We start from the raw sequence: 13,664 nt of genomic DNA, 5'->3' as shown, positions 1-13,664 counted from the left end.
GGGGGGGCGCCCCGGCGGGGGGGGGGGGGCGTCACCGGGGGGGGTCCCCCCCCCCCCCCCCCGGGGGCGCGCCCGGGGGGGGCGCGGGGGGCGGGGGCCCGTACGGGCACCGGCCCCCTCTGCCTAGCGGAGCCAGGCGTCTCCCGTGCGCGGCAGCTCGGCCGGCGCGGAGGACCTCAGCACACCGTTGACCGGAAGGGTGCTCTCGGCGAAGAACTCCACGCCGTGGGCGCCGGCGGCCGACAGCTCCGCCACCGAGTCCCAGTCGATGTGCTCCATCGTGTCGTCCGCCGTGTGGTAGTACGGGTCGAAGGCCTCACCGGCGGTCCCGCCGTACCACTCGACCTGCTCCTCGCTCTTGACGCCGTCGGCGCCGCTGAACAGCCCCCCGGACGGGATGCCGGACTCCATGAAGGCCCTGTAGTCGCTGCGCCCGCTCAGCACGCCGGGCTCGCTCACCTGGTCCTGCGAGGCGAAGTAGTCCGCGAAGACCTTGGCGATCGCCCCGGACCCGGAGGGGGCGCCCGAGGAGTCGGGCAGCTCCATGCCGCCGTCGAGGACGAACCGGCCGTAGTTGTGCGAGCCGATCATGTCGAAGTTGAGGTAGAGGGCGACGTCGTCCAGCTGCTGTTCCGTCAGGTCCGCCACGTACTCGGTCGACCCGACCAGGCCCTCCTCCTCGGTGCCCCAGAAGGCGAACCGGACCTTGTTGTTCGGGTCGGCCTGCTCGGCGAGCCGGATGGCGGTCTCCAGCACGAACGCCGTGCCGCTGCCGTTGTCGTTGATGCCGGGGCCGTCCTCGACGCTGTCGAGGTGGGCGCCCACGACCACGACGTTGTCGTCGCGGCCCTCCGCCGTCTCGGCGAGGACGCTGTAGGAGCTCTCGGCGGAGACGGTGGCGTCCACCTTCACCCGGAGTTCGAGCCCGTCGGCGGCGATCAGGTCGGCGCCCGTGAGCCCGGACACGCCCACGGCCGGGATGGCGGAGACGGTCTCTATGGTGCCGAGGAAGACCTCGTCCTCGTTGTTCACCACGACGGCGGCGGAGGCGCCCGCGTCGGCGGAGTTCTGGACCTTCTCGGAGAAGGGGCAGGTGCCCCGCACGGTGATCGCGACCGCGCCCTCGGGGAAGCCCGCGAAGTCGTCGGGGGAGCACCCGCTCGCCGTGCTGTCCGCGTTGACGGCGACGGCCGGGGCGGTGACGTCGCCGGAACCGGAGTAGCTCATGGGCACGTAGTCGACATCGGCCTCGTAGACGGCCTCGCCCGGCGCGGTCTGCGCCAGGACGGAGGGAGACTGCTCACGCCAGAGCTCGTAGTCGTACTCGTGCCGGTACGTCTCGTACCCCGCGCGTTCGAGCTGGTCCTCGACGTACAGGGCGGCGACGTCGTAGCCAGGGGTGTTCGTCGCCCGGTTGCCGCCGTTGTACTCGGCGATGGTGTCCAGGTTCTCCATGTGCTCCCGGACGGCCCCGGCGGTGACCAGGTCGGCGAGGCGGTCGGGCTCGCTCTCGGCGTGGGCGGGGCCCGACGCCAGGGCCCCGGAGGCCATGAGGACGGCGGCGAGGCCCGCTGCGGCGGTGCGCCCGCCGGTCCGGGGGGAGGAGGGGGATGCCAAGGCGGACGCTCTGCCGAGCGTGGCCCGTCGGTGTGTGGGGCGCAACGGTCTTCCTCCGGGGTGAGGGGGGTCCACCGCTCCGCGGCGTGGGGGGTGGACACCTCTGTTGGGTGAAGTTTCGCTGCAGCCTGTCACCGGAACGGTGTTTCCGGCAAGGAGTGACAAGCCTGATTGCCACAATCAGCCACGCAACTTACGCGTTCGGTGCACACTGTGCCCATAGCGGAGGTCCGGCGGGGCCGATCGTCCAGCGGCCGGCCCCGGCCCCGGGAACGCGGGTCAGTCCTCGTCGCCCCGGTTGCGCTCGCGCTGGTGCTTGCGGCGCTTGTAGACCACGCCCACGCCGGCCATGACCGCGAGGCCGCGGATGTGCACGATCGGCGCGTCCGGGTCCACCACGCTCGGCGGATCGCCGCCCTCGGTACCGAAGCCCCCCATGATCGGCAGCCCGTGGACGCGGACCTGGATGTCGTCGGGGACCTTGATCTCGATCCCGGCCATCACACAGCCGGTCCAGATCGTGGTCTCGCGGTGGACGAACCGCGCCTCGCGCAGGTCCAGTTCGACGCCGCCCATGAGGGAGAGCGCGAAGAAGTTCTTGGGGACCACCCACGCCCCGGCACGGTCGGAGCCGCCCATCACGGCCACGGCGGCGGTACTGGTGGGGGTCGCCTGGGGGGTGACCCGGCCGCTGCCGTAGATCGGGCGGGGCGAGCGGAAGTCGCCGGAGACGGGTGTCAGCGTGGAGGGGCCTCCGTCGACCGCGGGCAGGTCCTCCGTGAGGGGGACGAGCTCGCCGAGGGTCTTGGCGCGGTAGACCGCGTCCAGGCGCTCGCTGTGCTCGTCAGGGTCCAGTCGGCCTTCGGCGAGGGCTTCGCGCAGGCGGTGCGCGACGGAGTCGCGGTCGGCGTCGGAAGCGCGCAGCCGACCGTGCTCGGGGGGATTGGCATCGTTCATCGGGTCCACCATATGACGATTCTTTCCCCGCGGCACGCGTGTGCCATCCGGGAGGAGCCCTGAGCCGACCCTGATGCGGCGTCCTTCCTCCCCGGGCCGCCCGGGAGGCGACCCCGGGCGGGGCCGCGTACCCCGATCGCTTCCGCCTATGGGACCGACCCCCCCGTCCCGGGGCCGCCGGGGGTACCGGCCGCCGGGCCGCCGTGGGGCCTCCGGTCGGACGACGGCGGGGCGGACACGGCGGAGGCCCCCGGCGGGTGTCGCCGGGGGCCTCGGAGAGCCGTGGGGTCCGGCGCCGCGGGCGGCGGCCGGGAGGGGTCAGAACAGGCGCAGGACGTCGGGCTCGATGCCGCGCAGCGCGTCGTAGTCCAGCACCACGCAGGAGATACCGCGGTCCTCGGCCAGGACGCGGGCCTGGGGCTTGATCTCCTGGGCCGCGAAGACGCCGCGCACGGGGGCGAGCTGCGGATCCCGGTTGAGCAGTTCCAGGTAGCGCGTGAGCTGCTCGACGCCGTCGATGTCGCCCCGGCGCTTCAGCTCGACGGCCACCGTGGCGTTGCCCGCGTCGCGGCACAGGATGTCGACCGGGCCGATCGCCGTCGGGAACTCGCGGCGGATGAGCGTGTAGCCCTCGCCCAGCGTGGTGATGTGCTCGGCGAGCAGTTCCTGGAGGTGGGCCTCGACGCCGTCCTTCTGGAGGCCGGGGTCCTTGCCGAGTTCGTGGGAGGTGTCGTGCATGACCTCCTCGATGGTCAGCACCAGCTTCTCGCCGGACTTGCCGTGGGTGACGGTCCACAGGTCCGGCCCGCCCTCGACGGTCTCCTCACGGAGCTTGCACGGCGGGTTCATCCAGTTCAGCGGTTTGAACGCCCGGTCGTCGGCGTGGATGGACACGCTCCCGTCGGCCTTGATGAGGATCAGCCGGGGAGCCATGGGCAGGTGTGCGGTGAGTCGGCCGACGTAGTCGACGCTGCACCGAGCGATGACGAGACGCACGAAACGCCACGTTACCGCCTCCGGCGGGCGGGCGGACCCGAACCGCCCTCCCCCCGGGAGGCGGTCCGCCGACCCGCCGGGAGCGGCCGCACCGGACGGTTACGGGGCCCTCCTCCCTCCCCGCGCCCGAGGGCCGGACGCGGCCGGTGCGCGCCGGCGGCGGGGGCGCCGCCCGCGGCACGCAGTGCCCTCCGGGGGCATCCCGTGCGCCGCCCACGGGGTCCCGCCCTTTAGTCTTGGGCGTATGGTGCAGGAATTTGACAAGGTCGGTGTCGTCGGACTCGGCGCGATGGGCGCGGGCATCGCAGAGGTGTTCGCCCGCGCGGGGTTCAACGTCATCGGGGTCGAGATCGACCAGGCCGCCGTCGACCGCGGCCGCAGTCACATGGACAAGTCCCTCTCGCGCGCGGTCAGCAAGGGCAAACTCACCGAGGAGGAACGCTCCGGGATCGACGCCCGCCTGACGTTCACCACCTCGCGGGAGGACCTCGCCGACGCGGACTTCGTCGTCGAGGCCGTCCCCGAGCGGATGGAGCTCAAGAAGGACGTCTTCTCGGACCTGGACAGGATCTGTCCGCCCGGGACGATCCTGGCCACCAACACGTCGTCCCTGTCGGTCACCGAGATCGCCGCGCTCACCGGACGGCCCGCGAAGGTCGTCGGTCTGCACTTCTTCAACCCGGCGCCGGTCATGAAGCTGGTCGAGGTGGTCACCACGGTGTCCACCAGCGACGAGACCGTCGACGTGGTCACCGAGGTCGCCAAGCGCATCGGCAAGACGCCCGTGGCGGTAGGGGACCGTGCCGGGTTCGTCGCCAACGCGCTGCTCGTGCCCTACATCAACGACGCCATCCGCCTGTACGAGCGGGGGATCGCCACCCGCGCGGAGATCGACGCCGCCGCCCAGAAGGCCGCGGACCTGCCCATGGGGCCGCTCGCCCTCGCCGACCTGGTCGGCCTGGACGTGTGCCTCGCCGTCATGGACGTCCTGTGGGAGGAGAACCGCGACCCGCGCTTCACCGCCTCGCCGCTGCTGCGGCGCATGGTCGCCGCGGGACAGCTGGGCCGCAAGTCCGGCCTGGGCTTCCACGCGGGCCGCTCCGAGGAGCCGGAGCCCCGGCCCGCCGGACGCTACGCCGAGATGGTCCGGGACGAGGAGACCCTCGACCTCGGGGAGATCCTCATCGCCCCGCAGATCGACGACGCCCTGCGCATGATCGGCGACGGCTACGCCTCGGCCAAGGACGTCGACACCGCGATGAGGTTCGGCTGCGGCTACCCCAAGGGCCCGACCGAGCTCCTGGCGGACCGCGGCGCGGAGTCCGTGGTCACCACCCTGATGGCGATGGGCGAGTACAGCCTGACCACGATCGCGGTGCCCGCGCCGCTCCTGATGGACCAGCTGCCCGACGCCGAGGAGGGGCAGGGCCACGGCGGCGGCTGCGCCTGCCACGGCTGATCCGCTCCCACCCCGCTCCCGCGGTGGCCGCCGGCACCGGTGTGACGGCGGCCACTGCCGGTTCTCTCCTACCCTTGACGGTGTGAGCCCGCGACGAAACTCCCCCCGCCGCAAACCCACCCGGGGCCGTGACTCCTCCGGTGGGGTCCCCGACGAGGACGCGCTCATGCTGCGCGTCACCGGCGGGCAGCGCCGCGAGGCCGGCCCGGACGGGGAGTGGGTCACACGTCGCATCCCCGGGGCGTCCGCCGTCAAGGCCTACCGGTGCCCCGGCTGCGCGCAGGAGATCCCGTCCGGCATGCCCCACGTGGTGGCCTGGCGCCCCTACGGCGACGGCGGGGACCGGCGCCACTGGCACTCCTCCTGCTGGGACCGGCGTTCGCACCGCTCCCCCCGGGCCCCGCGCCGCTGAGCCCGGCCCCGCGCCCGCCCCGGCGCGCCCCGGCCCGCGTCCCGCGGGCCCGCAGCGGCAGGCCCGCTGCGCGGGCGCCCACCCACCCAGGAGACGAGGAGCCATGGAGATTCGAGCCACCACGGTGCTGCCCGCCGTGCGACGACCCATCACCCTGCACACCGCCGACGGCCTGGAACTGGTCGGTGAGCTGGCACTGCCCGAGGACCGGACCCCCGTGGCCACGCTGGTCTGCCTGCACCCGCTGCCGACCGCCGAGGGCATGATGGACAGCCATGTCCTGCGCAAGGCGTCGTTCCGCCTCCCCGCCCTGGCCGACGTCGCGGTGCTCCGGTTCAACACGCGCGGCACGACGTCGCGCCACGGCACCAGCCAGGGCGAGTTCGGGGAGGGCGAGACCGAGCGCCACGACGTGCTCGCGGCCATCGAGTTCACGGAGTTCGAGGGGCTGCCCGAGCCCTGGCTGCTCGGCTGGTCCTTCGGCACCGAGCTGGCCCTCAAGTGGGGCGCCGATCCGCAGGTGCGGGGCGCCCTCCTGCTGTCCCCGCCGCTGCACCGCGCAGACGAGTCCGACATGCGGGCGTGGGCCGAGACCGGCAAACCGGTGGTGGCACTGGTCCCCGAGCACGACGACTACCTGCGCCCCGCCGAGGCCAGGGAGCGGTTCAAGCCGCTCACGCAGGCCGAGGTGATCGGTGTGGACGGGGCCAAGCACCTGTGGGTGGGCGAGCCGTACGTGCGCCGGGTGCTCGACGAGATCGTCAGAAGGGTCAACCCGCAGGCGTACCCGCTGCCGACCGAGTGGGACGGACCCTACGAGAAGGACGTGCGCACCCTCGCGTAGGGGCGGACCCTCGCGTGGGAAAGTGAGTCGTACGTCTCCCCGTGGGGGCGTTCTCGACCCCGGGGGCCTCTGGAGTCACATCGACCCCTGCGGTTGCCTCGGCCCCGGTGGTCACGTCGGCCTCGGCCTGCGCGGGCCCGGCCGGACGGACGGCGAGTGCCGTCGACGCCGGTCGCGGGGCAGGCCGCGGGCCTGCGACGGCGAAGGGCCCGCCTCCCGGAGGAGACGGGCCCTTCCCTGTGCCCACCGGCTCAGCCCGGGGCGGGGACGCTGCGGCCGCGGGGCGGCCTGAGCGCTACTCCTGCCACCAGTCCTCGTCGTCGGCGCCCTTGCCGGAGTGAGCCGGCTGCTTGGTCTCCTCGGCCGCGGCGGGCTCCTGGTGGGAGATCGCGGCGGGGGCCGGGGCGGCGGGGGCGACCGGGGCCGGAGCCGGGGCGGCGCCGCCGCCGAGCAGCTGGCGCAGCTGCTGGAGGTGCGACTGGATGCTGTCGCGCTGGCGGTTGAGCTCGTCGACCTCCTTGCGGGCGGCCGTCATGATCCGGTTGGCCTCGGCCTTGGCGTCGTTGAGCTGGTGCTCCGACTTCGACTTGGCCTCGGCCTCGATCTGCGAGGCGTTCTTCTTGGCGTTGCCGACCAGCTGCTTGGCGTGGTTCTCGGCGTCGCGGCGGGTCTGCTCCGCCTGCTGGCTCGCCTTGGTGGCGCGCTGCTCGGCGCTGGAGGCCCGCTCCTCCGCCTCGTTGACCATCTTCTGGGTGGCGGCCTGGGCGGCGGCCAGGCGCTCGGCGTCCTGGCGCTCGGCCTCGGCGCGGCGGTCGGCCAGCTGGAGCTCGAACTGGTCCTCGGTCTCGGTGCGGCGGGCCTCGGACTCGGCGTACGCGCGCTCGGCGTTCTTGCGCAGCTCCTCGGCCTGGCTCTTGGCCGACTGGATGGTTTCGTCGCGCTCGCGCTTGGCGGCGGCACGGGCCTGGGCGCACTCGCGCTCGGTGGTCGTGCGCAGCTTGGCGATCTCGCCCTCGAAGGTGGCGCGCTTCTCGGCGATCTCGTGGTCGACCGCGGAGCGCTTCTTCTGGACCTCGCGCTCGGTGGTGGAGGCCAGCTCGTCGGCCTCGCGGCGGGCCGTGGTGCTGATCTCCTCGGCCTCGGCCTCGGCGGTCTGGCGCTGCTCGTCGGCCTCGCGCTGGGCGAGGGTCCGGACCTCGGTGGCCTCGGACTCCGCGGCGGCGCGCATCTCGGCGGCCTCGATCTTGGCGGCCGAGCGGATGTCGTTGGCGTCGATCTGCGCGCTCTGGACCAGCTCGTTGGCCTGCTCCTCCGCGAGGCGCAGCAGCTCCTCGATCCGCGAGCCCAGGCCGGAGTAGGAGGGGCGCTCCCGCTCCTGGAGCTGGCGGTTCTTGGAGGTGAGCTCGGCCTTGAACTTCTCGATCTGCTTGCTGTTCTGCTTGACCTCGTTGCGCAGGCCGTCCAGGTAGTCCGTCACCTGGGTGCGGTCATAGCCACGCAGCACCACGTCGAATTCGGGCGGGGTGTTGTCTTCGTCGAAGATGTTGTTGAGCTGGGTGTCAATGTTGTTTGACGGCATGTGGCGGAATCCTGAACGGGTGCGAGACGGCTAACTTGCAAAAGGACCGGGGACGACATGGGGGCGGTGGCGCCGTCCCCGGCGGACGGGCGCGTCCGGAAGGGGTGCGCGAACCGGGGGGCGGTGGACCGGTGCGGCGGGCCCGGCAGTCCCTGACCGCCTCCGATGTCGTCCGCGTGCGCCATGCCATCACGACACGGCGGCACGGTGTGACGGCCGACCCGGCTCGATCACCGGACTGCAAGACATGGACCAGCTCCGGAAAACAAATCCGGCAGCTAGCCGACTTTATCAAGCGTGGAACCCCTGGGAAGAGGGTTTCGTGTAACTTCCGCCGGGGTCTGAGGTCAGCCGTGCGGCTGGAACTCAAGATGTGATGTGTCCGGAACGCCCTTGTGACGTCGTTTCGGAACCGCGTCCGCATCAGTGCGCGGTTTGCACCAGCTCCGTGAGCACGCCCCCGTTGTCCTTCGGGTGGAGGAAGACGATCCTGGACCCGGCCGTCCCGGCACGTGGCTCGGGGTTCAGCACGCGCACCCCGCGTGCGCCGACCCCCTCGGCGCTCCGCGCGACGTCGGACGTGCCGAAGGCGATGTGGTGGACGCCCTCCCCGTGGCGTTCCAGGAACTTCGCGACCGGGGAGTCGTCACGGGTGGGCTCGAGCAGTTGCAGATACGTGGCGCCCCCGTCGTCCGTGCCGTTGATCCGGAGCATGGCCTCGCGGACGCCCTGTTCCTCGTTCACCTCCTCGTGCTCCACCTCGAAGCCGTAGGTCTGCCGGTAGAACGCGATGGACGCGTCGAGGTCGCGGCACGCGATCCCCACGTGGTCGAGGCGGGTGAGGCCGGGGAACGCGCTGGCCGGGCCGGGTGCTTCTCCCATGTCGTGAACCTCCCGAGGGTCGAGTACGGCGGTGTGGGTATCGTTGCAGACCAGGTGCGTCACCCATCACTTGGAGGCCAGTTACGATGCCCGGTTCCGTCATCGTCGGTGGGGCGCGTACCCCCACCGGCAGACTCCTCGGCTCCCTCGCCGGGTTCTCCGCCGCCGAGCTCGGCGGCTTCGCCGTCAAGGCCGCCCTCGAACGCGCGGGCATCAGCGGCGAACAGGTCGGATACGTGGTCATGGGACAGGTGCTCCAGGCCGGCGCCGGGCAGATCCCGTCGCGCCAGGCCGCCGTCAACGCGGGCATCCCCATGAGCGTGCCGTCGGTGACGATCAACAAGGTCTGCCTGTCGGGCCTCGACGCGATCGCCCTCGCGGACCAGCTCATCTCCGCGGGCGAGTTCGACGTGGTGGTGGCCGGGGGCATGGAGTCCATGACCAACGCCCCGCACCTGCTCCCCAAGTCCCGCAAGGGCTACAAGTACGGGTCGATCGAGGTCCTGGACGCGACCGCGCACGACGGCCTGACCGACGCCTTCGAGGGCGACTCCATGGGCGCCTCCACGGAGCGGCACAACGCCAAGCTCGGCATCGGCCGCCGCGAGCAGGACGAGTTCTCGGCCCGCTCGCACCAGCGGGCCGCCGCCGCGGCGGAGGCGGGGTACTTCGACGCGGAGATCGTCCCCGTGGAGATCCCGCAGCGCAAGGGCGACCCGGTCGTGTTCAGCGCCGACGAGGGCGTGCGGCCCGGCACCACGGCGGAGGGCCTGGGCAGGCTGCGCCCGGCCTTCGACAGCGAGGGCACCATCACGGCGGGCTCGTCGTCCCAGATCTCCGACGGCGCCGCCGCGGTGGTCGTGATGAGCCGGGCCAGGGCGGAGGAGCTGGGCGTCCCGGTCCTCGCCGAGATCGGCGCGCACGGGAACGTCGCCGGCCCGGACAACTCGCTGCACTCCCAGCCGTCCAACGCGATCCGGCACGCGCTGGCCAAGGCCGGGAGGTCCGTGGAGGAGCTGGACCTGATCGAGATCAACGAGGCGTTCGCCGCGGTGGGCCTGCAGTCCATCAGGGACCTGGGCGTCTCCGAGGACATCGTCAACGTGAACGGCGGCGCGATCGCGATCGGCCACCCGATCGGCGCCTCCGGAGCCCGCATCGCCCTGCACCTGGTCAACGAGCTGCGCCGCCGCGGAGGCGGCTTCGGCGCCGCGGCCCTGTGCGGGGGCGGCGGCCAGGGCGACGCCCTGCTGTTCACGGTTCCCGCCGAGTAGCGAGCCCGGCCCCGTGCGCCCCGTGCGCCACAGGGGCCGGGACCTGCGCCCGCCTCCCCGGTCCGCGCGCGGTCCCGGGCGACCCCCGGCCGCCCGCGTGGCGAGCCCGGCGGGGGCGGCGCGTCCGAAGACACTGTTGTGAAGACACACCCGCGCCCGGGGAGCCCCGGAGCGCGCGACGCACCCGACAGCGGCGGGGCGGGGGCCACGAGCCCTCGCCCCGTCCTGCTCCTGCCGACACCTAGGAGTCCCATGTACGCCCCCCAACTGGTCGAACGGGTCCGGAAGGGCGACCGCCGGGCACTGGCCCGCGCGATCACCCTCGTCGAGAACGGCGCCGAGGAACTGAGCGCGATCATGGCGGGCCTGGCCCCCGGCACCGGGCGCGCGAGGGTGGTCGGGTTCACCGGGTCGCCGGGCGTGGGCAAGTCCACGACCACGAACGCCGTCGTGCGCGCCGTGCGGGCCAAGGGCCTGACCGTGGCCGTCCTGGCGGTGGACCCCTCGTCCCCGTTCACGGGGGGCGCCCTGCTCGGCGACCGCGTGCGGATGCAGGAGCACGCCACCGACCCGGGGGTCTACATCCGCTCCATGGCCAACAGGGGCCACCTGGGCGGGCTGTCCTGGGCCACCCCCCACGCGCTGCGGGTGCTGGACGCCGCCGGGTTCGACGTGATCCTGGTCGAGACGGTGGGCGTGGGCCAGGCCGAGGTGGAGATCGCGGGCCGGGCCGACACGACCGTGGTGCTGTCCGCGCCCGGCATGGGGGACGCGGTGCAGGCGGCGAAGGCCGGTGTGCTGGAGGTGGCCGACGTGTTCGCCGTGAACAAGGCGGACCGGGACGGGGCGAGGGCGACCCTGCGCGAGCTGCGCCAGATGGTCGCCATGAAGGACCGCGCCGACGACGAGTGGAAGCCGCCGATCGTCATGACCGTCGCGGCGGAGGACGAGGGCGTCGCCGAGCTGTGGGAGCGGGTGGAGGAGCACTTCGCCCACCTGGAGGCGACCGGCGGGCTGGCCGTGCGCCGCCGGGCCCGGGCGAGGGACGAGGTCCAGGCGATCGTGCTGGAGCGTCTGCGCTCCCGTCTGGGCGGCCTCGGGGAGGAGACCGGCCTGGACGCGCTCGCCCGGGAGGTGGCCGAGGGCCGCAGCGACCCGTACGCCGCGGCCGGGGTGCTGCTGGAGGAGCTCGGGGCGTAGGGCGTGCGCGGCGGACGCCCGCCCCGCCGCGCGGCGTCGTCGCGGGCGGGCGGCGGTGTCGGCGGGGAGCTTCCCCGGGGAGGGCGACGGGGCCGTCGCGGACGCCTGTCCGCGACGGCCCCGCCCGGTCCCGGCCGGGGGGCGGGCCCTGTCGGGTCCGGTGCGGGCCGGGGTCAGCCGGCCAGCGCTGTGTCGATGGCGTTCATGAGGCTGCCGTTCGCGTCGTCGCCGTCGACGGACCAGATCATCACTCCGCCGAGGCCGTTGGCCTGGGCCCAGTCGGTCTTCTGGGCCATGGAGATCTCGTCGTCGTAGTTCCAGAAGGTGGAGCCGTTGTAGAGCCAGGCCGTTCCGGCCGCGTTGTCGCGGTGCAGCTGGTAGCCGGTCAGGTTCTTCAGGAGCTTCCAGTCCTGGATGCCCTGCTCGTAGCGGCCCGGCGCGGGTCCGGTGGCGGACTGGAAGAGCCCGTCGCCGTTCGGCCCGGGCGCGACCCCGGTCCATCCCCGGCCGTAGAAGGGGACGCCGAGGACCATGTCGGCCGGGTTGACGCCGCGGTCGATGTACGCCTGGACCGTGGTCTGCGTGGAGTAGACGTCGGGGCCGGGGTCGGCGGCGTCGGCCACGAGGTTCGACTGGTGGTTGGCGGTGTTCTCCCAGGCGCCGTGGTAGTCGTACCCCTGGACGGTGATGAAGTCGAAGTCGGCCATGAGCGGCTGCATCTCGAAGCCGAGGTCGATCTTCCTGGGGTCGGCCGGCATGAAGGAGGTCAGCTCGTAGGGACGGCCGGTCTCGGCGGTGAGGGCGTCCAGCTGGGTGCGGAACTCGGAGACGAGGGCGGTGAAGTTCTGCTTGTCCTCCGGGCGCACCGTGTTGTGCTCGTGCCCGGCGGATCCGGGCCACTCCCAGTCGAGGTCGATGCCGTCGAAGACGCCCTGGGCCGCGCCGGGGCCGCCCGCGCCGTCGAAGAGCGGCAGGTTGCCGCGCAGGAACTGGTCGATGCAGGACGAGACCATGCGCTCGCGGGACGCGGGGGTCCGGACGGCGTCGGAGAAGTGCTGGGACCAGGTCCAACCGCCGAGGGAGATGTGGACCTTGAGGTTGGGGTTGCGCTCCTTGAGCTTGCGGAGCTGGTTGAAGTTGCCGCGCAGGGACTGGTTCCAGGTGTCGGCCACGCCGTCGACGCTCTGGTCGGCGGTGAAGGAGCGGCCGTAGTCGGCCCAGGCGTCGCCCTGGCCCAGCTGGTTGGCCATGAAGCACTCACCGTTGGCGTTGACGTTGCCGAAGGCGTAGTTGATGTGGGTCAGCTTGTCCGCGGTGCCCGAGGTCTCCAGGTTCCGGACGAGGTAGCCCCGGTCGTAGATCCCCCACTGGGTGAAGTAGGCGACGCGGCGCTCCTGGGGAGGATCGGTGGGTCCGCCCCCGGCGTCGGTGGTGGCCGTCACGGCCGCGGTCTCCGGCCCCCGGTTGTTGGAGCTGTCGTAGGCGCGCACCGTGAACGAGTGCTGTGTCGCGGGCGTCAGCCCGGTGACGGTCGCGGACTCGGTCGTGACGGCACGGACGACCTGTCCGCCGGAGAGGACCTCGTATCCCGTGACGGCGACGTTGTCCGCCGCCGCCTGCCAGCCCAGGGTCACGGTGGTGGAGGTGGTGCCGGTGACGGTCAGACCCGTCGGGGCGGTGGGCGGCTCGGTGTCGGGCGCGCCGGGCTCGCCCGAGCAGCTGTTGCCGTTGATCAGGCAGTTCACGGGGGCGGTGTCGCCGCCGCTGTGGGTGCCGTTGAACCCGATGGAGTAGCTGCCGCCGGCCGGGACGTCGGCGCCCCAGGAGGGCGGGGTGAGGGTGTGGGTCCCGCCGGACCGGGTCAGGGTGGCGTTCCACAGGGACGTGATGGCGGTGCCGGAGGGGAGCCCGAACTCGACGGACCAGTCGGTCAGGCGGGTGCCGGACGTGTTGGAGATGGTGATCTGTCCGCCGTAGCCGGTCTCCCAGCGGCTGGTCTCCACGTAGGTGACCGTGACGCCGGCCGTGTTCGCGGCGGCGGGGGTGGCGGACAGGGCGAGGGGGACGGCGATGACGGCGGCCACGAGTGCCGCGAGGCGGTTCCTGAGTCGTCGTGCTCTCACTGATTGCTCCTGGAGCGTGAGCGGTGTGGGGGGTGCCGTTCGCCGTGGGAGTGTCTCGGGCGGCGCGCGGCCGGGGGTGTGCGCCCAGGGAGTGCGGTGATCGGAGCTGACAGGGACCGGGGCGGGGGTGCGCGTGAGCGGTGGCGCGTGCGTGGCAGGGGCATGGCGGGGCCTCCCGCTGGGGGTGGAGGAGGGGAGGGGGAGGAGTGGGGGGGGGGGGGGGGGGGGGGGGGGCGACCCCGCGCCCCCGCCGCGCCGCCGCCGCCGCCCCCCCCCGCTCCACCAGCAGCCCCACCGCCGCGCCGGCGGCCCGGCCGGCGG

General features: G+C 73.0%; 11 protein-coding genes. 5 read left to right on the top strand and 6 right to left on the bottom strand.

The window, feature by feature from the left end:
• Positions 1–123: 123 nt before the first annotated feature.
• The 3 genes from ACIRPH_RS23685 to nucS form a co-directional block, all read right to left on the bottom strand.
• On the bottom strand, positions 124–1,551 hold the full coding sequence (locus ACIRPH_RS23685) for a M28 family peptidase (RefSeq protein ID WP_402918591.1): 1,428 nt from the start codon (positions 1,549–1,551) through the stop codon (positions 124–126).
• A gap of 345 nt (positions 1,552–1,896) precedes the next feature.
• Complete coding sequence (locus tag ACIRPH_RS23680; protein WP_402917940.1) at positions 1,897–2,586, bottom strand: DUF1707 domain-containing protein; 690 nt, start codon at positions 2,584–2,586, stop codon at positions 1,897–1,899.
• Between the two features lie 306 nt (positions 2,587–2,892).
• Positions 2,893–3,570: an endonuclease NucS gene (gene nucS / locus ACIRPH_RS23675; RefSeq protein ID WP_402917937.1), complete on the bottom strand. Its 678-nt coding sequence runs from the start codon at positions 3,568–3,570 to the stop codon at positions 2,893–2,895.
• Between the two features lie 244 nt (positions 3,571–3,814).
• On the opposite strand from nucS, the gene ACIRPH_RS23670 reads away from it, so the two are divergent.
• The 3 genes from ACIRPH_RS23670 (at position 3,815) to ACIRPH_RS23660 (ending at position 6,285) form a co-directional block, all read left to right on the top strand.
• Positions 3,815–5,029, top strand: coding sequence for a 3-hydroxybutyryl-CoA dehydrogenase (locus tag ACIRPH_RS23670; RefSeq protein WP_402917934.1), 1,215 nt, complete (start codon positions 3,815–3,817; stop codon positions 5,027–5,029).
• Positions 5,030–5,111: 82 nt separating this feature from the next.
• Positions 5,112–5,441, top strand: a complete 330-nt coding sequence (locus ACIRPH_RS23665; RefSeq protein WP_267946323.1) for an ATP/GTP-binding protein — start codon at positions 5,112–5,114, stop codon at positions 5,439–5,441.
• 103 nt (positions 5,442–5,544) lie between these two features.
• Entirely contained in the window at positions 5,545–6,285 is a 741-nt protein-coding gene (locus ACIRPH_RS23660; RefSeq protein ID WP_402917932.1) for an alpha/beta hydrolase, read from the top strand.
• A gap of 295 nt (positions 6,286–6,580) precedes the next feature.
• Here the strand turns inward: ACIRPH_RS23660 and ACIRPH_RS23655 are convergent, their stop codons facing one another.
• Both ACIRPH_RS23655 and mce read right to left on the bottom strand, forming a co-directional pair.
• On the bottom strand, positions 6,581–7,864 hold the full coding sequence (locus ACIRPH_RS23655; RefSeq protein ID WP_402917929.1) for a DivIVA domain-containing protein: 1,284 nt from the start codon (positions 7,862–7,864) through the stop codon (positions 6,581–6,583).
• A gap of 423 nt (positions 7,865–8,287) precedes the next feature.
• On the bottom strand, positions 8,288–8,746 hold the full coding sequence (gene mce, locus ACIRPH_RS23650) for a methylmalonyl-CoA epimerase (protein WP_402917926.1): 459 nt from the start codon (positions 8,744–8,746) through the stop codon (positions 8,288–8,290).
• An 86-nt stretch (positions 8,747–8,832) separates the two neighbouring features.
• Here mce and ACIRPH_RS23645 point away from each other — a divergent pair, with 86 nt between their 5' ends.
• Positions 8,833–10,020, top strand: a complete 1,188-nt coding sequence (locus tag ACIRPH_RS23645; protein ID WP_402917923.1) for an acetyl-CoA C-acetyltransferase — start codon at positions 8,833–8,835, stop codon at positions 10,018–10,020.
• Positions 10,021–10,272: 252 nt separating this feature from the next.
• A complete protein-coding gene (meaB, locus tag ACIRPH_RS23640) occupies positions 10,273–11,220 on the top strand; it encodes a methylmalonyl Co-A mutase-associated GTPase MeaB (RefSeq protein ID WP_402917920.1) in 948 nt (315 codons plus the stop codon).
• Positions 11,221–11,393: 173 nt separating this feature from the next.
• Here meaB and ACIRPH_RS23635 read toward each other — a convergent pair whose 3' ends face one another.
• Positions 11,394–13,343: a glycosyl hydrolase family 18 protein gene (locus tag ACIRPH_RS23635; protein WP_402917917.1), complete on the bottom strand. Its 1,950-nt coding sequence runs from the start codon at positions 13,341–13,343 to the stop codon at positions 11,394–11,396.
• Between the last annotated feature and the right edge of the window lie 321 nt (positions 13,344–13,664).

Origin of the sequence: Nocardiopsis sp. NPDC101807 (assembly GCF_044766605.1) — a bacterium.
In the GTDB taxonomy this organism is placed as follows: Bacteria; Actinomycetota; Actinomycetes; order Streptosporangiales; family Streptosporangiaceae; genus Nocardiopsis; species Nocardiopsis tropica.
This window is presented reverse-complemented; position numbering and strand designations above follow the sequence as displayed.